The 24,129-nt window shown below is 65.9% G+C and carries 26 protein-coding genes and 1 tRNA gene; 10 read left to right on the top strand and 17 right to left on the bottom strand.

Going from position 1 to position 24,129, the window contains the following annotated elements; all coding sequences use genetic code 11:
• Positions 1-60: 60 nt before the first annotated feature.
• From wecC to AAGA11_12060, 4 genes are all read right to left on the bottom strand, one after another.
• Positions 61-1,311, bottom strand: coding sequence for a UDP-N-acetyl-D-mannosamine dehydrogenase (gene wecC, locus AAGA11_12075; protein ID MEM9603593.1), 1,251 nt, complete (start codon positions 1,309-1,311; stop codon positions 61-63).
• The gene (gene wecB, locus AAGA11_12070) at positions 1,301-2,419 is read right to left on the bottom strand and encodes a UDP-N-acetylglucosamine 2-epimerase (non-hydrolyzing) (protein ID MEM9603592.1); all 1,119 of its coding nucleotides are present in this window, start codon (positions 2,417-2,419) and stop codon (positions 1,301-1,303) included. Before wecB ends, wecC begins: the two co-directional genes overlap by 11 nt.
• Positions 2,420-2,827: 408 nt before the next feature.
• Entirely contained in the window at positions 2,828-3,052 is a 225-nt protein-coding gene (locus AAGA11_12065) for a toxin-antitoxin system HicB family antitoxin (protein MEM9603591.1), read from the bottom strand.
• The gene (locus AAGA11_12060) at positions 3,045-3,473 is read right to left on the bottom strand and encodes a PIN domain-containing protein (GenBank protein ID MEM9603590.1); all 429 of its coding nucleotides are present in this window, start codon (positions 3,471-3,473) and stop codon (positions 3,045-3,047) included. The genes AAGA11_12065 and AAGA11_12060 overlap by 8 nt, the downstream gene beginning before the upstream one ends.
• 95 nt (positions 3,474-3,568) lie before the next feature.
• Between AAGA11_12060 and AAGA11_12055 the strand changes: the two genes are divergently transcribed.
• Entirely contained in the window at positions 3,569-4,090 is a 522-nt protein-coding gene (locus AAGA11_12055) for a pyridoxamine 5'-phosphate oxidase family protein (GenBank protein MEM9603589.1), read from the top strand.
• A gap of 20 nt (positions 4,091-4,110) precedes the next feature.
• Here the strand turns inward: AAGA11_12055 and AAGA11_12050 are convergent.
• The 9 genes from AAGA11_12050 to AAGA11_12010 all read right to left on the bottom strand — a co-directional run bounded on the left by AAGA11_12050 (position 4,111) and on the right by AAGA11_12010 (position 11,237).
• Positions 4,111-4,185: transfer RNA gene (locus AAGA11_12050), tRNA-Val, on the bottom strand.
• Positions 4,186-4,339: 154 nt separating this feature from the next.
• The gene (locus tag AAGA11_12045) at positions 4,340-4,645 is read right to left on the bottom strand and encodes a YciI family protein (protein MEM9603588.1); all 306 of its coding nucleotides are present in this window, start codon (positions 4,643-4,645) and stop codon (positions 4,340-4,342) included.
• Between the two features lie 51 nt (positions 4,646-4,696).
• Complete coding sequence (locus AAGA11_12040) at positions 4,697-5,071, bottom strand: carboxymuconolactone decarboxylase family protein (GenBank protein ID MEM9603587.1); 375 nt, start codon at positions 5,069-5,071, stop codon at positions 4,697-4,699.
• A 6-nt stretch (positions 5,072-5,077) separates the two neighbouring features.
• Positions 5,078-6,766, bottom strand: coding sequence for a thiamine pyrophosphate-binding protein (locus tag AAGA11_12035; GenBank protein ID MEM9603586.1), 1,689 nt, complete (start codon positions 6,764-6,766; stop codon positions 5,078-5,080).
• Between the two features lie 10 nt (positions 6,767-6,776).
• Entirely contained in the window at positions 6,777-7,589 is an 813-nt protein-coding gene (locus tag AAGA11_12030; GenBank protein MEM9603585.1) for an alpha/beta fold hydrolase, read from the bottom strand.
• Positions 7,586-8,191, bottom strand: coding sequence for an amino acid synthesis family protein (locus tag AAGA11_12025; GenBank protein MEM9603584.1), 606 nt, complete (start codon positions 8,189-8,191; stop codon positions 7,586-7,588). Before AAGA11_12025 ends, AAGA11_12030 begins: the two co-directional genes overlap by 4 nt.
• Positions 8,192-8,194: 3 nt before the next feature.
• Positions 8,195-9,235 (bottom strand): LLM class flavin-dependent oxidoreductase, encoded by a 1,041-nt coding sequence (locus AAGA11_12020; GenBank protein ID MEM9603583.1) that lies wholly within the window; start codon positions 9,233-9,235, stop codon positions 8,195-8,197.
• Between the two features lie 27 nt (positions 9,236-9,262).
• A complete protein-coding gene (locus AAGA11_12015; GenBank protein ID MEM9603582.1) occupies positions 9,263-10,720 on the bottom strand; it encodes an aldehyde dehydrogenase in 1,458 nt (485 codons plus the stop codon).
• Positions 10,721-10,736: 16 nt separating this feature from the next.
• Positions 10,737-11,237 (bottom strand): flavin reductase family protein, encoded by a 501-nt coding sequence (locus AAGA11_12010; GenBank protein MEM9603581.1) that lies wholly within the window; start codon positions 11,235-11,237, stop codon positions 10,737-10,739.
• A 173-nt stretch (positions 11,238-11,410) separates the two neighbouring features.
• Here AAGA11_12010 and AAGA11_12005 point away from each other — a divergent pair, with 173 nt between their 5' ends.
• Positions 11,411-12,256 (top strand): LysR family transcriptional regulator, encoded by an 846-nt coding sequence (locus tag AAGA11_12005; GenBank protein ID MEM9603580.1) that lies wholly within the window; start codon positions 11,411-11,413, stop codon positions 12,254-12,256.
• Between the two features lie 24 nt (positions 12,257-12,280).
• On the opposite strand, the gene AAGA11_12000 is transcribed toward AAGA11_12005, so the two are convergent.
• From AAGA11_12000 to AAGA11_11985, 4 genes are all read right to left on the bottom strand, one after another.
• Positions 12,281-13,993, bottom strand: a complete 1,713-nt coding sequence (locus tag AAGA11_12000; protein MEM9603579.1) for a bifunctional sulfate adenylyltransferase/adenylylsulfate kinase — start codon at positions 13,991-13,993, stop codon at positions 12,281-12,283.
• A gap of 73 nt (positions 13,994-14,066) precedes the next feature.
• The gene (locus AAGA11_11995; GenBank protein MEM9603578.1) at positions 14,067-15,035 is read right to left on the bottom strand and encodes an agmatinase; all 969 of its coding nucleotides are present in this window, start codon (positions 15,033-15,035) and stop codon (positions 14,067-14,069) included.
• The gene (locus AAGA11_11990; GenBank protein ID MEM9603577.1) at positions 15,032-15,997 is read right to left on the bottom strand and encodes an arginase family protein; all 966 of its coding nucleotides are present in this window, start codon (positions 15,995-15,997) and stop codon (positions 15,032-15,034) included. The genes AAGA11_11995 and AAGA11_11990 overlap by 4 nt, the downstream gene beginning before the upstream one ends.
• Before the next feature lie 119 nt (positions 15,998-16,116).
• Entirely contained in the window at positions 16,117-17,139 is a 1,023-nt protein-coding gene (locus AAGA11_11985; GenBank protein ID MEM9603576.1) for a LacI family DNA-binding transcriptional regulator, read from the bottom strand.
• Positions 17,140-17,258: 119 nt separating this feature from the next.
• Between AAGA11_11985 and hisD the strand changes: the two genes are divergently transcribed.
• The 8 genes from hisD (at position 17,259) to AAGA11_11945 (ending at position 24,081) form a co-directional block, all read left to right on the top strand.
• Positions 17,259-18,560, top strand: coding sequence for a histidinol dehydrogenase (hisD, locus tag AAGA11_11980; GenBank protein ID MEM9603575.1), 1,302 nt, complete (start codon positions 17,259-17,261; stop codon positions 18,558-18,560).
• Entirely contained in the window at positions 18,557-19,321 is a 765-nt protein-coding gene (locus tag AAGA11_11975; GenBank protein ID MEM9603574.1) for an SDR family oxidoreductase, read from the top strand. The genes hisD and AAGA11_11975 overlap by 4 nt, the downstream gene beginning before the upstream one ends.
• A 30-nt stretch (positions 19,322-19,351) precedes the next feature.
• On the top strand, positions 19,352-19,849 hold the full coding sequence (comD, locus tag AAGA11_11970; protein ID MEM9603573.1) for a sulfopyruvate decarboxylase subunit alpha: 498 nt from the start codon (positions 19,352-19,354) through the stop codon (positions 19,847-19,849).
• A gap of 1 nt (position 19,850) precedes the next feature.
• Positions 19,851-20,414, top strand: coding sequence for a thiamine pyrophosphate-dependent enzyme (locus AAGA11_11965; GenBank protein MEM9603572.1), 564 nt, complete (start codon positions 19,851-19,853; stop codon positions 20,412-20,414).
• Positions 20,407-21,585 (top strand): alpha-hydroxy acid oxidase, encoded by a 1,179-nt coding sequence (locus tag AAGA11_11960; GenBank protein ID MEM9603571.1) that lies wholly within the window; start codon positions 20,407-20,409, stop codon positions 21,583-21,585. The genes AAGA11_11965 and AAGA11_11960 overlap by 8 nt, the downstream gene beginning before the upstream one ends.
• A gap of 90 nt (positions 21,586-21,675) precedes the next feature.
• Positions 21,676-22,365, top strand: coding sequence for a sugar phosphate isomerase/epimerase (locus tag AAGA11_11955; protein MEM9603570.1), 690 nt, complete (start codon positions 21,676-21,678; stop codon positions 22,363-22,365).
• Complete coding sequence (locus AAGA11_11950; protein ID MEM9603569.1) at positions 22,366-23,511, top strand: Gfo/Idh/MocA family oxidoreductase; 1,146 nt, start codon at positions 22,366-22,368, stop codon at positions 23,509-23,511.
• Between the two features lie 63 nt (positions 23,512-23,574).
• Positions 23,575-24,081 (top strand): YbaK/EbsC family protein, encoded by a 507-nt coding sequence (locus AAGA11_11945; protein ID MEM9603568.1) that lies wholly within the window; start codon positions 23,575-23,577, stop codon positions 24,079-24,081.
• Positions 24,082-24,129: the final 48 nt, after the last annotated feature.

The following is a 24,129-nucleotide window of genomic DNA, read 5'->3' as shown; positions in this document are numbered from 1 at the left end:
TATTTTTTTGCTTTTTCTTTTTGGGCGCGACGTTTTTTTTAGTATTCTTGTCATTAAATGTTATTTAGCCCACATTCCACGGAAATCATGCACTACTTTGGCTTGAAGCTTTTCTCTTGACAAGGACTTGAATTCATCATGGTCGACTAGGCCAACCACAATGTCCGCCGTGTTGAGCGCGTCGTTGATCGTCGCGAGTTCGACGCCTGCCCCAGCGAGCGACGCGGGCAACGACTCGATGTTGGGCTCAACCGCGATCACGCGCGCATCCAGGTGCTGCCCTAGCTGCTCGGCGATGTGCACGGCTGGGCTCTCTCGCAAGTCGTCGATGTTGGCTTTGAACGCCAGGCCAAACAGCGCCACCACCGGTGCTTTGAAACGGTCTGAGGAGCGGGTCACGGCGTCAATCACGTAGCCCGGTTTGCCATCGTTGATGTGGCGGGCCGAGCTGATCAATTTAGCGAGTTCGGGGGCGCTGTCAACAATGAACCACGGGTCAACCGCGATGCAGTGCCCGCCCACTCCGGGGCCAGGCTGGAGAATGTTGACCCGCGGATGGCGATTGGCCAGCGCGATCAACTCCCAGACATCGATCTCGAGCTTTTCACAAATCAACGACAGCTCGTTTGCGAAGGCGATGTTGACGTCGCGAAAGGCGTTTTCCGTCAGCTTGGCCATCTCGGCTGTGCGAGCGTTGGTGGGAATGCACTGGCCTTTCACAAAGAGGCGGTACAGCGCGGTTGCCGCCTCGACGCTGCGCTGCCCGATGCCTCCGATGATGCGGTCGTTGGACACGAGCTCCTGCAGCACGTGGCCAGGCAGCACCCGCTCAGGGCAGTGCGCGACAAAAATGTCGGTGTTGTCCCCGTGCTCGGACGGGAACTTGAGGTCGGGTCGCTCCTCTTTGAGCCACTGCTCGACTTTCTCGGTCGTGCCGACAGGGCTGGTGGACTCGAGGATCACCAGGTTGCCAGCCTCGATCACCCCAGCGATCGACCGCGTCGCGGCTTCGACATACCTGAGATCGGGCTCGTACTCCCCTTTGAAGGGTGTGGGCACGGCAATCAAGAACGCGTCGGCAGGCTCGACAGCGGTTGTCGCCCTGAGATTCCCGGTGGTGACGGTGCTGCGCACCACAATATCGAGGTCGGGTTCGACGATGTGCACGTCGCCGGCATTGATCGTGTCAACCGCACTCTGGTTGACGTCCACACCGATCACCTCAAGGCCACGTGACGCCATCAGGGCGGCTGTAGGCAGCCCGATGTAGCCCAGGCCGATCATCGACACCCGCTTGAATTCAGTCGCCACGCTGCAAATCCTCAACTATGCGTTCGCACGCGCGGCCGTCTCCGTAGGGGTTGTGGGCCACGCTCATCGATTGATACAGCTGCTTGTCATCAAGAAGTGAGCCAGTCACCTCGACGATTTTCTCGGCATCGGTCCCGACGAGTTTCACCGGTCCCGCCGCGACGGCCTCGGGCCGTTCGGTGGTGTCCCGCATCACCAGCACCGGCTTGCCAAGCGACGGTGCTTCTTCTTGAACACCGCCTGAATCCGTGATGATGGTGTGGCTGCGGTTCATGAGGTACACAAACGGCAGGTAGCTCTGCGGCTCGATGAGGAAGACGTTCTCGGCAGAGCCGAGAATGCGGTTGACGGGCTCTCGCACGTTGGGATTGAGGTGCACCGGGTAGACGACATCCACGTCACCCCGCGCTGCAATGCGCGACAGCCCCTCACAAATCCGCTCGAATCCGTCGCCGAAGCTCTCACGCCGGTGGCCCGTGACCAGGATCAGTCGCCGCTCTGTGCTGAGAAAGGGGAACAGCGCGTCCATCTCGGCGCGCAAGGCGTCGGTTGCATCGAGCTTGTGCGCAACCCACTGCAACGCGTCGATGACCGTGTTGCCCGTGACCAGAATATTGGCCTCAGCCACGCCCTCGCGCAGCAGGTTCTGCTTGGACTCCTCAGTCGGGGCGTAGTGTTTGTCGGCAATCGCGCCGGTCAGCTTGCGGTTGGCTTCTTCGGGCCAGGGCGAGTAGATGTTACCGGTGCGCAGGCCCGCTTCCACGTGGCCAACTGCCACTTGCGCGTAGTACGCCGCGAGGCTCGCGGCCAGCGTCGTCGTGGTGTCGCCGTGCACGAGCAGCCGATCGGGCTTGAAATCCGCGATCACCGATCGCAATCCGAGAATCACTGCGCTTGTGACATCACTCAGGTCCTGCCCCGGTTTCATGATGGCAAGGTCGTAGTGTGCTTCGAGTTCGAACAGCGACATGACCTGATCGAGCATCTCGCGGTGCTGACCCGTCACACACACACGTGCCTCCACGCCCTCTGCGTCAGCAAGTTGACGCACCAAGGGCGCCATTTTTATGGCCTCGGGTCGTGTGCCAAATACCAGTAGTACTTTCATCGCTTCTAGATTCACGTCTGTGCAGTTGATCTGCTGGAGCCGCTTGGGCTTTTGAAGTATGGGGCACCCCTAGCAAATTGCCTGCTGGCTCCACGGGTGCAGGCCAGCGGCCTGCCACTCCGCCCAATGCCATAGGCGATGTCGTCCGTTCGCGGCGTGAGGATAGTGGCGCACTCAGCCAGTGAGCGCGTGCCGTTATCGTGCCAGTGAAAACGACAAGCGATGACACCTAATGTGTTGAGGGATGAGCCTACGGCAGGTAGACGCACCTGGGACTGGTTCCAGACAACGCAGCCCAGATTGGATCAACCGAGCGGCGTTCACCACGGGCAAGTCGGCGTCGACGGCGCGGGCACGCACTCCTGCACCCGCACCGTCGACCCGCAGGGGCATCACATGGACGGGCTATCAGCCCGCCTGCGAGCTGCGCTTCAGGATCTGGCGGAACGACTTCATGTCCGCCCGGTCTGCGCGCCGTCGCAGCGCCTTCAGGGCCTCGACCGTGGAGAGCTTCTCGGCGATCGCGAGCGCAATGAACTGGTTGACGGTGCTGCCCTCCTGGCGCGTGACCAGACTGACCTTGGACTGCAAACCGCGGGGCAAACGCACACGGCAGGTGACGAGCTCAGACATGGGCACCTCGCGCGACCGCTTGCTGCGGTGTGAGCACCTCGATGTCGAAGCGGTGGGCAGCGTCTGCCAGGGTCGCGGCATCGAGCGACACGATCGCATCGGCGTCCCCCTGCACCGCCGTCACCAGGGCCAGCTCGGCCACAACATCCTTCAGTTTCGGCAACCACGCCGCCGACACCCTGACCACCCGCATCAACGCCGCCAGGCCGTCGAGGTAGTCGCCCACCTGCCACGCCAACAGACCCATTGGTCCCCACATCGCAGGTCGCATACACTGCGCTTCGTACTCCGTGAACAGTGGGTAGCTCGTCAGCAACACCGACTGGTCTGCCAGCGCGTGCGAGAGCAGCGCGGCCGAGTGGCCATCGGGATCACACAAAGCCGCGCGCACCACACGCGCGTCGAGTACATAACGTTCCATATTCCATACCCTGTTTGAATTGTCGCCGCTGTCAGCGGCGTCATCTAGGGAGCCACACACCGTCACGTGGCGTCAATGACGCATATTGCTACATGATGAAAACTGATCAGCAACGAGTACAAGCCCGCGACCGCATGATTGCACAGCGCCAGGCCTGTAACGCCTTGTTTCTGGCGACAAAAAATACAGACGGCACACCGGAGGCGAGCCATGCACCTTGCTTGTACTTCGAAGACACGTTCTGGCTGTTTCTCAGCACGCTGTCGCCGCACACCGGCAACATCCAGCGCACCGGTCAGCTCAGCGTGTTGGTCATCGACCCGGACGCGTCGCCGTCCAATGCATTTGCCAGGCGACGCCAGAGCCTGCTGTGCGCTGCAGAAGTGGAACAGCGTGAGTCGGTGCGTGCCAACACCGTGCTGGACGCGTTCACGGCGCAGTTTGGTGATACCGTCACGATGATGCGACAGTTGAGCGATTTTTCGCTCTACCGCCTGGTCCCGCAATCAGGCCGATTCATCGAGGGGTTTGGCCAGGCCTACGAGTTGAGCGGCGACGGCCTGACAACGCTGGACCACATCGGCCCGGACCGCTTCAAACCGAACACGTCAGGGTGACTGTCGAGAAAAAGGTGGGGTGGTGGGCGATACTGGGATTGAACCAGTGACCCCTGCCGTGTGAAGGCAGTGCTCTCCCGCTGAGCTAATCGCCCCCAGAGATGCAACGCAGCGCGCTGACCCACTAAATGGTATCAGATGCCTGTTCGCGCCGCCACGCACGCGAGACGATCGGTGGCGCGTCGCACCGGCACGGCGGCATTCGACCCCGACGAACGCGGTCGATAACCGACAGGGGTCGCGCCACGGTCAGTCGGTCGGCGCCTGCGTCATTGCCCGGTACCAGGGGCGGACCCTATAGCTCAGCAGGCCGCTGGCAACGGCCGGGTCGGCCGCGGCGAAGGCCTCCAGTTCCGCCTCGCTGACGTCTTCGGATGCGATCATCATCCCGCCACCCGCCGGGTCGAGAAACGGTCCGCCGGCCTCCAGCTTGCCGTCTGCGTGCCAGACAGCGTAGTGGCTGACATGGTCCATCACACCGACCTGCTCTCGAAAATCCACCCCGGCCTGCCACGCAGGCCCTGGCAAGTGCATCACCACCCATCGCACTGTCACGGCGTGCCCTCCGTCTGTTTCAACCAGTCTCGCACACCGCGCGCCACGCCTTCACGCTCCACCGGCGTGTTTTTCCGCCTCCTCGATCAGGATCGGGACCGCCAGGTTGCAGGCGTGGATGCCCATGACCGTGGTGAGTTGTATCGCCTCGAGAATCTCGGCCTGCGTCGCGCCGGCCTTGAACGCATTCTGCATGTGCCGTCGCACACCGGGCCCGTAGAGGTGAGTGGTGGCGGCGTTGATCGCGATCATGATCAGCTCACGCGTTTTCGCGTCCAGCGGGCCGTTCGTGTGGGGCACGGAGCGGAACGCGAGGTAGGCTTCGAGAAAATCGGGGTCCAGCGCGTGCATCTGGTCCCAGAGCGGGTTCCAGTCTCCGCTGCGCCGATGGGCCGCGGTCGCCGGGTAGCGGTCGGTGTCATCCACGGGTGCTCACCCCCCTCGGTGCTTGAAGCTGTCGCGTCGGAAGCTGTACAGCGCCGCCGGGTCCACCGCGATGTCGACCACCGCGGGTTTGCCACACCCCAGCGCGGCCTCGACTGCGTCGGCAAGTTGCGACAGGCGGTCGACCTTGTACCCCACCGCACCGTAGAGCTCAGCCACCTTGTCAAACGGGGGGCTCGACACGTCGGCACCGATGTAGCGGCCGTTGAAGAAATCACGCTGGTAGGCCTTCTCCGCCCCCCAGCATTGGTTGTTCATCACCAGGGTCACCGTGTTGATACCGTGGTCGACGGCGGTGCTGAGTTCGGAAAATGTCATGCCGAAACCGCCGTCGCCCATCAGGCTGACCACTGGCCGCGCCGGCTGGGCGAGTTTGACGCCGAGGCCGCAGGCGAAGGAGAAACCGACGAGCCCGAAGTCGAGCGGTGAAAACAACGCGGGCGGCTGCCAGTAATTCATCGCGTCGGTGGCTTGCAGGCAGAGGGTGCCCGCGTCGAGCGTCAGGATGGCGTCCTGCGGCAGCACATCGCGCAAGGTCTTGAACAGGCCCGATGGCTGAATGAGCGTGTCGTTCAGGTCGGCGTCGGCGTCGCGGTTGCCAAGGTAGGCACGTCGCTCTGCCTGGAACCGGGCGGTCCAGGCATCGACCTCGGCGCGCGCAGCCGCGGCGGGCAGCGCCGCAACGAGCTGATGCGCCGCCGTGGGCGCATCGGCCCAGATGCCAAGCGCGACTGGAAAGTGCCGGCCGATCGCGAGCGGGTCGAGCTCGACCTGGATGATGTCGGCCGCGCGGTTGAGGTTGTCCCAGGAGTAGAAGGTGCTGTTGAAACCGAGCCGGGTGCCAAGCGCCAGGATCACATCGGCTTCCTTGACCAACCGACTGGCGACCGGGTTGCCCCGCGGCCCCATTTGCCCGGCGTTCAAGGGGTGCGCGAAAGGCACCGCGTCACCGTGCCCAGGCGAGCTCACCACCGGGCAGTTCAGCGCCTCGGCCAGCGCAAGGGCCGCAGCGTGGCCGCCGGTGTTCTTGATCCCACCCCCGACCACGATCACCGGCTGTCTGGCAGCGTGCAAACGCGCCGCCGCCTCGTCGATGGCCTCGCGGTTCGCGGCGGGTGACCGCTGGTTACGGTAGGCCGCCGGGGACTGCGGCGGCTCGACCTCAGCCGTCGCGGACAGCACATCGCGTGGCAGGTTGAGCTGGACCGGCCCACGTCGCGGCGTGAGCGCCACCCGAAAGGCCTCACGAAACATCTCCGGCACGCGCGCGGCCGATGTGGCGGTCCAGGTCTGTTTGGTGACAGGCGTAAACAACGCTTGCTGGTCGACCTCCTGAAACGCCCCGCGGTAGACGTGCTCGCTCGACAGCGCGCCGGCAATCGACACCACCGGCGAGAAGGCCGCGGCCGCTTGCGACAAGCCGGTCACGAGGTTGGTCGCGCCGGGCCCGTTCTGGCCAGCCAACACCACACCGGCCTGGCCGCTCGCGCGCGCGTAACCGTCGGCCATGTGGCAGCCCGTGCGTTCGTCGTGCACGCCGACAAAGTGGATGCCGTCAGCGTCGTATAAGGCGTCGAACATCTCCATGGTGGCCGAGCCGATCAGGCCGAACACGTGGGAGACCGATTCAGTTTGCAAGGCCTCGACCGCAGCCTGGCCGCCTGACTGAGTTTTCATTGTCCTGTCCTCACCATGCGCTGTCCGACAGCGCGTTGAGAAACGCCAGCGTGGGCGCCGTGAACGCGTCGGGTTGTTCGACCAGACCGATGTGTTGCAACGCCGGCACGACGCGCACTGTGCTGCCGGCGATTTCCTGTCCGATCGCCTCTGACATCGCGGGCGTGCTGCCCGAGTCGTGCTCGCAGGTCATCACCAGGGCCGGCACGGCGAGCGGCGGCTCGGGCCGAATGAGCTCGACCACGCCGTTGGCCAGCACCCACCGGCATTCGGTATACACCTGGTGGTCGTTGGCGAGCACCCAGTCCCGCACCCGTGCGACCCAGGGGTCGCCGCGCTCGAGAAACGCGGGCGTGAACCAGCGCGCAAGCGTCGCGTCGAGGGTCGCGGCCGGGCCACCTGCAGCCGTGTCGAGTGCGCGTTGTTCAACCAGCGCCTGCGCCGCCTCGCCGCGCTCGTGCGGTGAATTGAGAATGCCCAGCGCAACGATGCGATCCGGGGTGTCCATCGCAGCACGCCGGTTGATCATGCCACCGAGCGAAAAGCCCCACACCGCCGCGCGCGGAATCGAGAGCGTGTCCATCAGCTCGATCAGCTGGGCAGCATAGAGTGCGAGATCGGGCTTGCGCGCCGGCGCGTCGCTTGCCCCGTGACCGGCGAGGTCGTAGCGGATCACGCGGTACTGTGAGGCCAGCGCGTCGACATGCCCGTCCCAGGTGCCGAGCGTCAAGCCGAGCCCGTGGATCAAGACCAGCGGACGGGCCTTTGGGTCCCCGTGCTCGCACCAGGCCGTGCCGCCGGGTGTCCGGCTCAGCGCACTCACACGCCCGCCGGGTTGTCGGGGTCGTGGCCCATCTCGGCGAGGTCCTGGTAGCGGTCGCCAATGCGGTGGTGCGGGTGGCCGCCCACGGACGCGCCCAGTGCGACGATCACTTCGTCCTCTGCCGGGGCATCGGGCACCGCGAGGTGGATCGTCTGGTAGTGCGAGCGGCGACCCGCGTCGTGCTTGTCCATCAGCGGGATTACCACCGACGTGCCGGCCGCACCGCGCAGGTTGCTGAACGCGAGGTAGGTCTTCGCGCCGACGGCCTCGCGGTACTGATTGCCGAACCACAGCGTGTGGGTCAGCGCCTGGGCGTGTTCGAGCTCTCCCCCCATGCCGACCACCGAGGCCTTGCCGTAGCCCTCGAGCGTGTCGCCGGTGACGTCCAGGATCATGTCCGTCAGCAGCTTGCCAAGCGACGGTCCGCAGGCCTGTATTTCAGGGCGGAGGTTCTCGACAAAGCCCCTGCCCGCCCAGGGGTTGCGGATGATCGCGAGCGCGGCGACCAGCTTCGTCGGCATCGGCACGGCCTTGCCACCCTCGATGTGCGTGGTCTGCACGTGCAACAGCGTGCGCCTGATGTCGAGATGCGATTCACTCATGGGTCAGTCCTTGGAGAATGCCGGCATGACCCGGTCGATGAAGGTTTGCAGGGAGCGTTTCTGAACGTCGTGGTCGAGCCCCATCGAGGCGTAGTAGATGTACGCGTCCACCCCGAGCCCGGCGTAGCCGTGCAGCTTTTCGATCACCGTCTCGGGCGAGCCGAACACCAGGTTGGTCTCCAGCATCTCCGGGTCGACGCGCACGTTGCCGTCGAGTTGCTCGAACGGAATCTTCTCCGGGAAGCCGTTGACCACGTCCCCCGCCTTCATCATGAGGTTGCCGAACATGCCAAGCACCGAACGCACGGCGTCGAGGGTGGCCTGGCGGTCGACGTCGGTGGTGTAGACACCGGTGTGACGCATCAGCGCCCAGGTGCCCTCGAAGGGCTTGCCGAGCCGTTCGACCGCGTCCTCGAGCCGCGCGCGGTACGCCTCGGCCTCGGAGAATGGCATGGTCAGCGGCCAGCTCATGATGTTGCAGTCGTTTGCCACGGCGTAGTCGAAGGTGATCGGCGCCCGCGCCGCCACCCCCATCGGCACCTCGGCCTGCACCGGCTTCGGGCAGGAAGTGGCACTGGGAAACTGCCAGTGCGCGCCGTCGTGCGCCACGTCGCCACGCCACAAGTCGCGCACCAACGGCAGCATCTCCTGCATGTAACGCCAGCTGTCCTTCTGGTCGAGACCGGGTTTCATGCGGTCGAATTCCCGCTGGTAGGCGCCCGACCCCAGGCCGAGATCGAGCCGCCCCCCGCTGATCAGGTCGACCATCGCCGCCTCACCGGCGAGGTTGATCGGGTGCCAGTAGGCGGCGTTGGCCACCCCGCAGCCCAACCGGATGTTCGACGTGTGCGTGGCCCACCAGGTCAGCAATTGAAAGGGGTTGGGTGCGATGGTCATCTCGAGCGCGTGGTGTTCGGCGGCCCAGACGGTCTCGAAACCGGCCCGGTCTGCCATCTGCACCATCTCCAGCGTGTGGTCGCGCACCGACGCCATGTCCAGGCGCTCGTCCATGCGCTCGAGGTTGATCGCGAGGTGAAATTTCATCTGCTGTCTCCGTTCGATGCCGAGCACCTAGCGCCCGACAAACTGGCTCGCCAAGGGCTTGCTCGAGGTGTTCATCCAGACGGTCTTCGGCCGGGTGTAGTCCCACAGGGCCTGGAACCCGCTCTCGCGCCCGTAGCCGGACCCTTTCATGCCGCCGAACTCGGCGACGGGTGAAATCACCCGGTAGGTGTTGACCCAGACAATCCCGGCCTTGACCGCCCGACTCATGCGCAAGCAGCGGGCACTGTCGCGGCTGAAGATGCCGGCGGCCAGCCCGTGCACGGTATCGTTGGCGAGTGCCAGTGCCTCCGCCTCGGTCTCGAAGCGCTGCACTGCCAGGACCGGCCCGAACAGCTCGGTGTCGACGATCGTCATGTCCTGCCGTGGGCACTCGATGACCGTGGGTTGGTAGAAGTGTCCATCGCGGCCAGGCGGTCGCGCTCCGCCACACCGCACCGTGCCGCCCTCGCGTCGCGCTAGTGCCACGTGCGCCTCGATGTGTTCGAGTTGCGCCACCGTGCACAAGGGGCCCATCTCCACGTCGGGGTCCTGCGGGTCGCCGATGCGAATCTTCGCCACTTCCCGCTCCAATCTGTCGAGGAAGTCATCCGCAATCGCGGACTGAAGGTACAAGCGCGACCCGGCCACACAGCTCTGGCCCGACGCGGCAAAAATGCCGCCGACACAGCCGTTGACCGCGCTCTCGATGTCGGCGTCCTCGAACACGATGAACGGCGACTTGCCGCCGAGTTCGAGCGAGAGCTCGGCAAAATTCTCCGCCGTGTTGCGGATCACGTGGCGCGCCGACGCCGGGCCGCCGGTGAAGGCCACCCGTGCCACCAGCGGGTGCGAGGTCAGTGTCCGACCGCAGGGCTCGCCGAAGCCGGTCACGACGTTGACCACGCCCGGCGGGATGCCGGCTTTCTCGATCAGCGCGGCAAATTCGAGGATCGACGCCGACGCGTGCTCGGAGGCCTTGAGCACCAGCGTGTTGCCGGCCGCAAGCGCCGGCGCCATCTTGACCGCGGTCAGAAAGAGCTGCGAGTTCCAGGGCACCACCGCCGCGACCACCCCAAGCGGCTCGCGCGCGGTGAAGACGAACAAGTCAGGCTTGTCAATCGGCAGTGTATCTCCAGTCAGCTTGTCTGCCGCACCCGCATAGAAGTGAAAGAAGCGCGCGATGTACTGCGCCTGCCACGCCGTCTCCTTGAACAGCTTGCCGGTGTCTCGGCTTTCGGTGCGGCCCAGCGCCTCGCTGTGCTCGGCCAGCACATCGCCGAGGCGATGCAGACACGCGCCCCGCTCACTCGCGGTCATGCGCGACCAGGGGCCTTCGGAAAACGCGCGGTGCGCCGCCTGCACCGCCCGGTTGACGTCCCCTTCCGTCGCCGCGGGCACCTCACACCACGGTTCGCCCGTGGCCGGGTTGACGCTCTCGAACACCGCACCGTCCTCGGCGTCGACAAAGGCGCCATCGATCAACATGCGGTAGCGCGTCAGTTCAGCCACGGCGACCGCTCTCCTCGTCACTGACCACGCGAACGAAGCCGCCGTCGCGGTAGACGAGTGGGTCATCGACGCTGCCAGACACGCCGACGACCTCGGCGACGACCACCTCGTGGCTGCCCACCTGCTGACACTGTTGTACCCGGCAGGAAAAGACCAGCGCGCCGTGGAGCGACGGTTGCGACGCGAGCGGGTCCAGCGCCACAGCGTCGAAGCGGTCGCAGGCACCGGTCTCACAGCCCTGGACCGACCTGAGTGTGGCGTCGTCGCCGCCGGCAAAACGCAGCGCCAGGTCGGGCTGATCTGCTGCCAGCGCGTTCACGGCAAAGCTGCCGTTGTGTTTCACCAAGCGGGCAATGCGGCTCTCGGCGTGCAGACAGACCAACACCGACGGGGGGTCCGCTGACACCGAGCAGAACGCGCTGACCGTGGCGCCGTGCCGGCCCGCGGGCCCCTCGGTGGTAACCACCGTCACGGTGTTGGCCACCGCGCGCATCGCCCCAATGAAGGCCGCACGCGGGACGGGGTCGGCTGTACCGACGGTTTCTGCACACTGAGCTGCCACTGCCAGGCTCCGAAACGGGAACGCCGATACTGTGGCAGCTCTCTATCGATTTGAAAAACGAATAATACTGCAGACATAATTCGCTTTTATCGAATTTACGAGCCATGCAACTCGCGGCCTTCAAGACCTTCCTCGCGATCGTGGAAACCGGCAGTCTGGTGCGTGCCTCCGAGCGTCTCAACGTCACCCAATCCACGGTGACAGCGCGCCTGCAGTCGCTGGAGGAGGCGCTCGGCACCACCCTGCTGCTGCGGCACAAGCGCGGCATCACGCTCACGGCCGCGGGGGTCAAGTTCAAGCGCTACGCCGAGGCGATGCTGGACCTGTGGTGGCAAGCGCAACAGGAAACCGCGCTGCCCGACGGCGCGGACGACGTCTGCAACATCGGCTGCCACCCCGATCTCTGGCCGACCCTTGGCACACGGCTGTTCACCCACCTGATGCACCACTCGCCGCGGACCGTTCTGTCGGCGGTGCCGGGCACGCAAAGCGACCTTGAACAGGCGCTCACCAACGGGGTGATCGACTGCGCACTGTGCTTTCAACCGTCGTCCACAGCCGCGCAGCAGAGCCTGCCCTTGCCGATCGAAACCCTGGTGCTGGTCTCACCCGACGCGGCGGCTTCGGTCACCCACCAGCCCGGCTACGTCTACGTCGACGCCGGCGACCAATTTGCGCGAGACCACACCGCCGCCTACACCGACGCCGCGGTCGCGAAGATTCACCTGGGTTCCACGGTGTGGGGACTGGATCACCTGTTGGCGCACGGCGGCTCGGCGTACCTGCCCGCCAGCCTGGTCGAGCCGCACTTGGCACGCGGCACGCTGCACCGCTTGGACGCGCCCACGTTCGAGCGCCCCACCTTCTTCCTCGTCAGCGAGCCCGCCGCGACGCGCTGGCAACACCTGCACGCGGCGCTGAACGCGCCGCCCTCAACGCCCCCCGACTGACGTCGTCAGCCGGTGACAGGCGCCTCAGTTGCCCGCAATCAGCCCGAGTGATTCGAGTTTGAGGATCACTTGCTGGGCCACGTAGTCGACCGTCTGGCCCTCGGTGTCGAGCCGCATTTCCGGGTTCTCGGGTGCCTCGTACGGGTCGGAGATGCCGGTGAACTCCTTGATCTTGCCCTCGCGCGCGAGCTTGTAGAGGCCCTTGCGGTCACGCCGTTCACACTCCTCGAGCGAGGTGGCCACGTGGACTTCGACGAAAGCACCGTGGTCTTCGATCGACTCCCGCACCGCGCGCCGAGTCGCGGTGTAGGGCGCAATGGGCGCACAGATGGCGATGCCACCGTTCTTGGTGATCTCGGAGGCCACGTAGCCGATCCGGCGGATGTTGAGGTCGCGGTGCACCTTGGAAAAGCCGAGTTCCGAGGAGAGGTGTTTGCGCACCACATCGCCGTCAAGCAGGGTCACCGGTCGGCCGCCGAGTTCCATGAGTTTCACCATCAACGCATTGGCGACGGTGGATTTGCCGGACCCGGAAAGCCCGGTGAAAAATACCGTGAACCCTTGTTTCGAGCGCGGCGGCTTGGTCTTGCGCAGCTCCGCCACCACTTCGGGAAACGAAAACCACTCGGGAATGTCGAGGCCCTCGGCCAACCGCCGACGCAACTCTGTCCCCGAGATGTTCAACACCGTGGCGCCGTCTTCGACTTCGTCGGCGGGCTCGTACTGGACGCGTTCCTGGACGTACACCATGTGTTTGAAATCGACCATCTCGATGCCCATTTCATCCTGGTGTTCGCGAAACAGGTCTTGCGCGTCGTAGGGGCCGTAGAAGTCCTCACCCTGGCTGTTGCTGCCCGGTCCCGCGTGGTCACGCCCGACGATGAAGTGCGTGCAACCGAAGTTGCGTCGGATCAGCCCATGCCAGACCGCCTCACGCGGGCCGGCCATGCGCATGGCGAGGTTCAACAGGCTCAGCGAGGTGGTGCTCGCCGGGTAGTGCTCGAGCACAGCCTCGTAGCACCGCACCCGGGTGAAGTGATCGATGTCGCCCGGTTTGGTCAGGCCGACGACCGGGTGAATCAACAGGTTGGCCTGCACGTCGCGCGCGGCGCGGAACGTCAGCTCCTGGTGGGCCCGGTGCAAGGGGTTGCGCGTCTGGAAGGCAACAATTCGCCGCCAACCAAGCTTGCGAAAGAACGCGCGCATCTCGTTCGGCGTGTTGCGCAGCGCGCGAAAGTCGTAGTGCACCGGCGATTGGATGCCGGTGATCGGCCCGCCGAGGTACACCTCACCGGCCGTATTGTGCAGGTAGTTGACCGCAGGGTGCGCGAGGTCGTCAGCACCGAACACCTGGGCTGCCTCGTGGGACTTGTCGGGTGTCCAGCGGTCTGAGACCGACAGGATCGCGAGAATGACCCCTTCCTGATCCCGCAAGGCAATGTCCTGCCCCACCTCCAGTGATGCCGCAAAGTCGGCCGAGACATCGAGCGTGATCGGCATGGGCCAGAGCGCGCCATTGCCGAGGCGCATGTCCGAGACCACGCTGTTGTAGTCCGCCTCACCCAGGAAGCCTTTGAGAGGGTTGAAACCCCCATTCATGAGCATGTCGAGGTCGCAGATCTGACGCGGCGTCAGGTCCCAACTCGGCAAGTCTGCCGCTTCGCGTTTGAGTTTTTCGGCGCTGTCGGCCGACACGTACAACTCGGGGACGGGGCCGAGGTTGAGGGATGGGGTCACAGGTTCTCCCAGGTGCAGTGGCAACGGCGAGGTGGCGGCGGGCGCGAGTGTACCTCCGACGCCAGTCACACGCCTAAGAGTTCGTTGTGGACTCGGCCAGCACACAGAGCAGTTCGAACATCAGGGACACGCCCAGCCACGCCGTCCCGCCCGCGTTGTCGAAGGGTGGCGACACCTCCACGAGGTCTGCGCCCACCAGGTTCAGCCCGCGCAGCTCACGGATCACCTGCTGTGCCTGAAAACTGTTTGGCCCGCCGATTTCCGGCGTGCCGGTGCCGGGCGCAAAGGTGGGGTCGACGAAGTCGATGTCGTAGGTGCAGTAGCACGGCGCCGAGCCAAGGATGGCCCGCGCTTCGGCCATCACATCCGCGATCCCGCGGTCGAAAAGCTCCTCGATCCGAATGATCCGAACGCCCTGCTCGCGCCCCCAATCGACATCCTCGGTGTTGTAGGCCGTCCCGCGAATGCCGATCTGAACAAAGCGCTTGGGGTCGACCAGGCCTTCCTCGATTGCGCGCCGAAACGGGGTGCCGTGGGTGAACTTGCTGCCGTTGAAGTAGCTGTCAAAGAGGTCGGTGTGGCTGTCGAACTGGATCAGGCCGAGCGGGCCATCGACCGCGAGCGCACGCAGGATCGGCAAGCTCACGAGGTGGTCCCCACCCGCTGTCAGCGGCACGATGCCGGCGCGCCGCAGGGCGCCGAAGTGCGCGGTGACACGGGCGAGGCTGTCCTCGATGTCCACGGGGTTGGGCGGGACGTCACCGAGGTCTGCGCAGTTGACCCGCTGAAAAGGCGCGACCTCGGTCGCGGCGTTCATCGCGCGGATCATGGTGGAGTAGTCCCGCAGCTGGCGCGGGCCGTGGCGCGCGCCGGCGCGGTTGGTGGTGCCGCCGTCCCAGGGCACACCGACCAGGCCGATGTCGACATCGCCGTAGCGCGGGTGCTCTGGGGTCAGCGCGGGCAGACGCATGAACGTGGGCACACCGGCAAAGCGGGCGAGCTCCATCGCCGACACCGGCTGGAAGAAGGGATCGATTGTCATGCGGCACCTCGCGCAGCGGCGTTCTCGGCCATCATCGAAATCATCTCGAACATCACCGCGCCAGCCGTGAGCGCGGTGATCTGATTCGGGCTGTCCTTGGTCGGCATCATGCAGACCACGTCGCCACCGACGATGTTCAGACCGCGTGCTGCCCGCAAGAGCCCCATGGCCTCGTCGATGTCAAAGCCTTTCTCGGCCGTCTCGAGGTTCGCCACGGCAGGCGCAATCGTCGGGTCAAGGCAATCGAGGTCGAAGGTGATGTAGACCGGGCGGTCACCGAGCACCTCGCGCGCCTGGCTGACGACCTCGGCCAGGCCGCGCTCGCGGAACTCCCGCATGGTGACAATGTTGTATCCGTAGTCGTACGACGGCTGAAGCCAGTCCTGGCTGCGCGGGTGACCGCGCAACCCGATCTGCATCGATCGGCTGGGGTCGACGCGGCCCTGATCGGCGAGGTAAGCGCCCCAGTGCGCAGCCGATTTGCGCGCGCCGAGAAAGTGGTCGACTTTGGTGAAGACGTCCGTGTGGGCGTCGAGGTGCAAGAGGCTCACGGGTTGTCCACCGCTCACTGCAGCCGCACCGAAAGCCTGCAAAATCCCACCGGTGATCGAGTGATCGCCGCCGATCGAGACGGGCCGGGCACCGACGGCGTCAATCTCGCGGTAGAACGCGGTGATGCGCTCGATGCAGTCTTCGTTGTCGTTGGCGCGCGGAAACGGCACGTCGCCAAGGTCGACCACCCGCGCCGCCGACCACGGGTCGATCTCGAACACACTGTGGACCCGCCGCTGCACCGCCGACACGTTGCGCAGCGCACGGGGCCCGAGGTGTTGGTCACGCTCGGTCGTGCCGTTGCCGGTCGAATGCGGCACGCCTACCAGCGCGATATCGTCTTTCTGTGCGGGCGCGTGCTCACACCGGAACAGCGTCGGAATACCCCACCAATAGAGGTTTTCCATCATCGCGCGCTCGTAGGGGTCCCCGGGTATCTCCGCCACCGGCCGTCTCCGTCGTGTTGTCCGCCCCGGATCGGTGGCGCACTGCACGACAGTGTGCCACGACGCCTGCGGCGCCGGGCGGCTCAGTGTGGGGGCGCGGGCCCGAGCGATGCGCGGTCGACGATGTCGGTGGGCAGGCGTGTCCGGTTGTCGACGTGCCCGCCGGCGACCTGGGCGGCGAGTGCCGAGGCGGCGCGTTTGCCCATTTCCACGTGCGGTACTGCAACCGTTGTGATGCCTGGCTCAACCAGCTCGGCGTGCTCGAGGTTGTCAAAGCCGGTGATCGAAAGGTCACCCGGCACCGAGAGCCCGCGCGCCTGCGCCCGCCGCAAAGCGCCCGCGGCCTGAACGTCATTGCCGCACATGACGATGCTCGGCTGTGGCGACGCAGCCAACAGCCGGTCGAAGGCCTGACCGGCGGCGTCGATCTCGTAGGGCACCTCGGCCACCTGCAACGCCGTTTCAGGCAGCCCGTGGCGCGCGAGTGTGTCGCGCACCCCGGCGACGCGGGCGCGCGCCCGGTCGTTGTGGACGAGCGGCGCGGAAATCACCCCGAAACGCCGGTGGCCGAGCGCGAGCGCGCGCTCGGTGAGGCGCGCCATTGCGGCTGCGTTGTCGAAGCCCACACAGCACTGGCCAGGCGACACCTCGGTGGTCCAGCCGATCACATAGGGCGTCTGACGTTGCCGCATGAAGTGGTACACCGATTCATCGCGTTCGGCACCGACCAGAAACAACCCGTCGACGCCGCGTGCGATCAGGGCCCGGATCTGCCGCGCCTCGGTGTCCCGATCGCTGTCCGAACTCGCGAGAATCAGGGTGAACCCGAGCCGGTCGAGTTCCTGCTGAAACGCCTGGATCGCCTGCGAAAAGATCGCGCTGGACAGGGTCGGTATCACCGCGCCGACGATGCCGGTGCGCCGCATCACCAGCGCGCGCGCACCGAAGTTGGGCGTGTAACCCAGGGTCTCGATCGCACTTTCGATCCGTTCCCGGGTGCGCTCGGCGACGCGTTCGGGCGCGTTGAGACACCGGCTGACCGTCGCGGTCGACACCGCGGCAAGCCGTGCAACGTCTTCGAGCGTGGGGAGAGTCGAGTCCGCCATGGGTCACCGTCTGCCACCGAGGGGGGCCTATATGTAAGCGCTTGCATCGCAAGAATGCAAGCGCTTACACTGTCGGCATCGAACGCACACCTTTGCGAGCACACCGAGAGGATTCGCTTGTGACCGTCACCTACCTGAAGAAAGCGACCCACACCGCCACAGCGGATCAGAACACCGTCAACGCCCAGGTGCGCACCATGCTGGACACCATCGCCGAGGGCGGTGATACCGCGGCGCTGCAGTACGCCAAGGACCTGGACAAGTACGAGGGCGATGTCCTGCTCGACGCGGCGGCGATCAAGGCGGCAACCGAACAGGTGCCGGCGCAACTGCAACGCGACATCCAGTACGCCCACGGCAACGTGGCGCGCTTTGCCGAGGCACAGCGCGACTCGCTGCTCGAGTTCGAAACCGAAGTGGCGCCGGGTGTGACCGCAGGCCAACGCTGCATTCCCTGCCGCGCAGCCGGGTGCTATGTGCCCGGCGGCCGCTACAGCCACATCGCCTCGGCGATCATGACCGTGACCACCGCCAAGGTGGCCGGCGTCAACCACATCACCGCGTGCTCACCACCACGGCCGGACACCGGCATCGCACCCGCGATCATCTACGCCGCGCACATCGCCGGCGCCGACACCCTGCTTGCCATGGGCGGCGTGCAGGGCGTGGCGGCGATGACTTACGGGCTGTTCGGCCTACCCAAGTCAGACATCCTGGTCGGACCGGGCAACCAGTATGTGGCCGAAGCCAAGCGCATCCTCTTTGGCCAGGTCGGCATCGACATGTTTGCCGGCCCGACCGACAGCCTGATTCTCGCGGACGGCGACGCCGACCCCGAGATCGTCGCTGTCGACCTCGTGAGCCAGGCGGAGCACGGCTACAACTCGCCGGTCTGGCTGGTCACCGACGACCGCACATTGGCCGAAACCGTCATGGCACGGGTGCCGGAGCTGATCGCCGACCTGCCCGAACTCAACAGCGGCAACGCCGAAGCGGCCTGGCGCGACTACGCCGAGGTGATCCTCTGCGACGACCGCGAGGAAATGGCCTCGGTGTCGGACGACTACGCGCCCGAGCACCTGACCGTCCAGGCTGCCGACCTCGACTGGTGGCTGCAACGCCTCAAGTGCTACGGCTCGCTGTTCCTCGGCGAAGAGACCACCGTCTCCTACGGCGACAAGGCCGCCGGCCCGAACCACGTGTTGCCGACCTCCGGTGCCGCGAAGTACACCGGTGGGTTGTCCGTGCACAAGTACATGAAGGTCGTGACCTGGCAGCGCGCGACGCGCGAGGGGGCCATGCCGGTCGCCGAAGCGACGGCGCGGATTTCGCGCCTCGAGGGTATGGAGGGCCACGCACGCGCCGCCGACGTGCGGCTGCACAAGTACTTCCCGGACACCGACTTCGAGTTGGCACCGTGAAACGCGCACCCGCGGAGCTGTTCGACCTGACCGGGCGCATCGCCTGCGTCACGGGCGCGAGCTCGGGACTCGGGCAGGCGGCGGCTGATGCGCTGATTGCCGCCGGTGCACAGGTCGTCGGCGTCGCGCGCCGCCACGCCGAGCTCAGCGCCTGGCGCGAGTCCGCCGGGCCCCGCGCCGCGACGGTGTGTGCCGACCTCGCCGACCTCGACAGTCTGAGCGCGGTGGCGCAGCACATCGCCGCGCCCTTTGGCGCGCCGGACATCCTGGTCAACGCCGCGGGCATCAACACCCGACAACCGGCCGACGACGTCGAGCCAGCCAAATGGCGGCTCAGCCTCGACCTCAACCTGAGCGCCCCGTTCTACCTCAGTCAGGCACTGGTGCCCGGCATGAAGCAGAACCGCTGGGGCCGCATCGTCAACTTTGCCTCGTTGCAGAGCTTTCGGGCCTTCCACGCCGGTATCGCCTACGGCGCTGCCAAGGGCGGACTTGCCCAACTGACGCGGGCCATGGCGGAAGCCTGGTCCGGCGACGGCATCAACGCCAACGCTGTAGCGCCCGGCTTTTTCCGCACGCCGCTGACTGCACCCGTGTTCGAGGACGGCGAGCTCGCCGGCAAGTTGGCCGCGCAGACCTGCGTCGGCCGAAACGGCGAACCCGCCGACCTGGTCGGACCGCTGATCTTTCTCTGCAGTGATGCCTCTGCCTATGTGACCGGCCAAGTGCTGCCAGTCGACGGCGGCTTCACTGCCAAATGACCACCCCGTCCCCCAACAGGAGACTCTGACATGTCCATCAGTGATGCGCTGGTGAACGACCTCGCGGCAAACCAGATCGGTTTTGTTACCACCGTTCCGTGCAAGCAGCTCGGCGGCGTGATCGAGGGCGTCGACAAACACCCGGATATCAAACACGTGCCCTGTAACAAGGAGGACGAGGGCATCGGCTTGTGCGCCGGCGCGTGGATGGCTGGCACTCGACCGGCGATCATCATGCAAAACACGGCGATTGGTGTGACCGTCAACACGCTCGTGACCCTGACCCAGTTCTACCGCATGCCCTTGCCGATGCTGATCAGCTACCGGGGCGAGTTGCGCGAGCCGGTGTCCTGCCAGGTCGAGATGGCTGTCCACACCAAGGCACTTTTGGACCAGCTGCTGATTCCGACCTACCACTTCCACAATGAATCGGATGCCGAGGAGTTCGACGCCATCCTCAAGTACTGCTTCATGAGCAAGAAACCTGTCGCGATTCTGACCGATGCCAACTTCTGGGGAGGCTACTGAGATGATCCGCTCCGAACTGCTCAAGACCCTCTACCCGATCCTCGAAAAGCACTTCGTGGTGTGCAACATCGGCCTGCCGAGCCAGGAACTGCACCAGCTCGGTGACCGGGACACCTTTTTTTACATGCTTGGCACCATGGGCTTGTCCTCGTCGATCGGTTTCGGTCTGGCGTTGAACCAGCCACAGACGATCATTGCCATCGACGGCGACGGCTCCGTGTTGACCAACCTCGGCACCCTCGCCACCATCGGCAACAACGACGCGGACAACTACGTCCTCTTCATCGTCGACAACGGCAGCTACGGCTCGACCGGTGACCAGCCGACCTATGCCGGCGCCAGGACCTCGCTCGCCGACGTGGCCCGCGCCTGTGGCTGCGAGAACGTGGTCGAGTGCCAGGACACCGAGGGCCCCGCTGCGCTGCAAGCAGCCATCGACAGCCAGAAGAAAACCGTCATCGTGTGCCATTGCGAGTCGGGCAACATCAAGCTGCCGGTGATCGAGACCGACCCGGCCGTGATCCGCCACCGCTTCATGGCCGCACTCAGCGCCGCGAATGCCTGAGGCCATCCCCGGTCGCTCGCCCGCTTTGCTTAAGCGGGCGGCGTCCATCGCGCACCTGGAGCGGCTGGCGCGGCGCCGGTTGCCGTCCTTCGTGTGGGACTACCTTGCCGGCGGCTGCGCCGACGACATCGGTGTGCGTGCCAACACCCAGGCGCTGGATCGGGTCACGCTGTGCCCGGACTACCTCCGCGACTGCGACACCGTCGACCTCGGCACCCCGCTGTTCGGCAAGGCCTACCGCGCGCCGTTCGGCGTCGCCCCGCTCGGCCTCAGTGGTCTGTTTTGGCCCGACGCATCACGCCACCAGGCGCGCGCGGCGAAGGCACTGGGCCTGCCGTTCGTGCTCAGTACCATGTCAACCAGTTCGATCGAGGACACGGCGTCGGTCGCGGGCGACCACCTGTGGTTCCAACTGTACGCCCCGGCAGACGCGCACATCCGCGACGACCTGCTCGCCCGGGCGCGCGCAGCGGGCGTCTCGGTGCTGGTCGTGACCGTTGACGTGCCGACGCCCGGACGCCGGCCAGCCGACATCCGAAACGGCCTCGCCGTGCCGCCCCGCATCGACCTGCGCTCGCTGATGCAGACCGCGTTGAAGCCGCGCTGGGCACTCGCGATGGCACGCCAGGGTCTGCCGCAATTCGCCAACCTGCAACCCTACCTGCAACAGGGCGACCTGAAACGCACCGCGGCGGAGATTCGCTTCGCGCTGCGCAAGCCGGTCGACCTTGACACCTTGCGCGACCTGCGCAGCCGGTGGGACGGCGCCCTGGTGGTGAAAGGGGTGTTGAGCGTGTCGGACGCACGCGCCGCCGTGTCGGCGGGTGCCGACGGGTTGATCGTCTCGAACCACGGCGGCCGCCAGAGCGACGCGGCGCCCGCACCGGCAACGGTTCTGCCCGCCATCGCCGAGTCCGTTGGCGCCCAGTGCACGGTGATGGTCGACGGGGGTGTGCGCAGTGGCACCGACATCGCCCGGTACCTTGCCCTCGGCGCCGACGCCGTGTTCAGCGGCCGCGCCGCGGCCTACGGTGTCAGTGCCCTGGGTGCACGCGGGGCCGACCACGCACTCGGCCTGCTGTACGATGAGTGCGAGCAGATACTCACGCAGTTGCGCTGTCGGACGCCTGCGGACGTGCGTCGGGTGGGCGTCAGGCAGGACAACACCTGACTCCCCGGCCGACCAGGGGACCAAGTGACGCCGTTTTCCTATCAGTTGTACAGCTCGCGCGGGCACCCACCCCTCGCGCGTACACTGCGCATGCTCGCCGCCACCGGCTATACCCAGGTCGAAGGCTACCCTGCCATCCTCGACGACGCCGCCACCGTGCGTGACCTGCTGCTGCAATCCGGACTCCGCATGCCAAGCCTGCACTGGCCACTCGATGCGCTTGAATCCTCGATCGACGCGTGCGTGCGACTGGCGGCGCTGTTCAACGCATCGCAGGTGTACGCCCCCTACCTTGCCCCCGCTGACCGTCCGGTTGACCGCGCGGGTTGGCAGCACCTCGGCGCCCGCCTCGAGCGTGTCGCCGAGCAGCTCGGCGAGCACGGCATCGCGTTTGGCTGGCACAACCACGACTTCGAGTTCGTCCCCCTGGCCGACGGCGCACAGCCGATGGCTCTGCTGCTTCAGGCGGCCCCACACATCGGCTGGCAGGCCGACCTCGCGTGGATAGCACGAGCCGGCGGCGACCCGGCCCACTGGCTCACGCACTGGGCCGACCGCATCACCTCCCTGCACATCAAAGACCTCGCGCCCGCGCGCGAGCACACCGACGAGGACGGCTGGACCGATGTTGGCGACGGCACGATGCCGTGGCACACGCTGTGGCCATTGTGCCGAAACACGCAGGCGGCCAGTTTTGTCGTGGAACACGATCGCCCGTCCGACGACGCCCGGTTTGCCGCGCGTTCACTCGCGGCCCTGACCGCGCTTGCCGAGGGCTGAATGCGCACCGCTCCCGTGCGCGTCGGACTCGTCGGTTGCGGCGACATCGCTCGCACCTACCTCCGTTTGGCTCCGTCGTTCGGCGACATCGAGATCGTGGCCTGTGCCGACCTCAACCCCGAGGCCGCCCGGGCACGCGCGGCCGAACACGGGTTGACAGCGCTCTCTGTCGAGTCGCTGCTGGCCCAGGGCGACATCGACGTGGTTGCCAACCTGACGCCGCCCCGCGCCCATTTCGCTGTCGCGCACGCAGCGGTCTCTGCCGGCAAGCACGTCTACTGCGAAAAGCCGGTCGTGAGCAGCCTGCAGGAGGCCACTGCGCTCGCGCAGGCTGCGGACGCGCACGGCGTCCGCGTCGGCGCCGCGCCCGACACCTTCCTCGGCGGTGCCCACCAGCGCGCCCGGCAGCTTGTCGACAACGGCATCCTCGGGCGCATCACCAGCGGCACTGCCCACATGATGGGCCGAGGCATGGAACACTGGCACCCGAACCCGGCGTTTTTCTTTCAGGCGGGTGCCGGGCCGGTGCTGGACATGGGACCGTACTACGTCACCCAACTCGTGCACCTGCTCGGTCCGGTCGAGCAGGTCGTCGCGCTGGGCAACCGCGGCCGCTCCCAGCGCACGGTGCTGTCCGAACCGCGCGCCGGGGAGGTGATCCCGGTCGAGACGCCAACGACAGTGCACGCGGTCCTCGGCTTCGCCTCCGGCGCCGTGGTCACCCTGGGCACCAGCTGGGACGTGCAACACCACAGCCACCTCCCGATGGAGCTGTACGGCGAGCACGGCAGCCTGACGTTGCCTGACCCGAACTTCTTTGGTGGCGCGATCGTGTTGTGCACCGACCGACACCCGACCGGTCAGCGTCTTGCAATCGAACACCCTCTGGCGGTCGAGAATGAAGCCGATGCCGCCGACCAGCCTCGAGCAAACTACCGAGGCGTCGGTCTGGCTGACATGGCCAGCGCGATACGACAGAATCGTCCACACAGGTGCACCTTGGCGTTGGCCACACACGTGCTGGAAGTGCTACTGGCCATCCAAACCGCCACCGAAAACGGCGATACCGTGCACGTGTCGACAAGCTGCGGGCGGCCTATTGCGCTTTCGGCCAATGCGGCGACTGAACTGCTCCGCCCCCGCTGAAAAAGCGAATGGGTACCCGTGTACCACCGCACCGATTCCCGAAGGAATGCGAACGAGATACCCATGCAAACCCATCCCTTGACCCCGTTTCTAGAGCGGACAGGCGCTGACTACAGCATCATCGAGTGCGACCCAGAGCACGCTGACACGGCGGCCTTCTGCGCACAGTACGGCTATAGCCTGGCCGAATCGGCAAACCTCCTGGTGATCCGAGGCAAGAGCGGGGAGCAGAGATACGCAGCCTGCCTGGTGCTTGCGAGTTGCCGCCTGGATGTCAACAAGGTCGCTCGAAAGAAACTGGGGTCACGTCGGGTCTCATTTGCAAGCCCGGAGCAAACGCTTGAGCTCACGGGCATGGCGCTGGGTGGCGTTACCCCGATCGGCTTGCCGGAGACCCTGCCACTCTGGATCGACGCCGCCATCATGACACTCGAGCGTGTGGTGCTCGGCGGTGGCGACCGGCGCAGCAAGATCATCGCGGCGCCGGACCTGCTCACCGCCCTGCCGAACGCCGAAGTGGTGGAGGCCCTCGGCAAACCGATTTCGCCCGCGCCAGGTGGCACGAACTGACGCCCCCCGACCAGCCACCGGGCGTCTGTCACCGGCCACGGCGCACAC

This window comes from Pseudomonadota bacterium, from assembly GCA_039196715.1.
Taxonomy (GTDB): Bacteria; Pseudomonadota; Gammaproteobacteria; order CALCKW01; family CALCKW01; genus CALCKW01.
The sequence above is the reverse complement of the archived record's forward strand: the minus strand, read 5'-3'. Positions and strand labels throughout refer to the sequence as shown.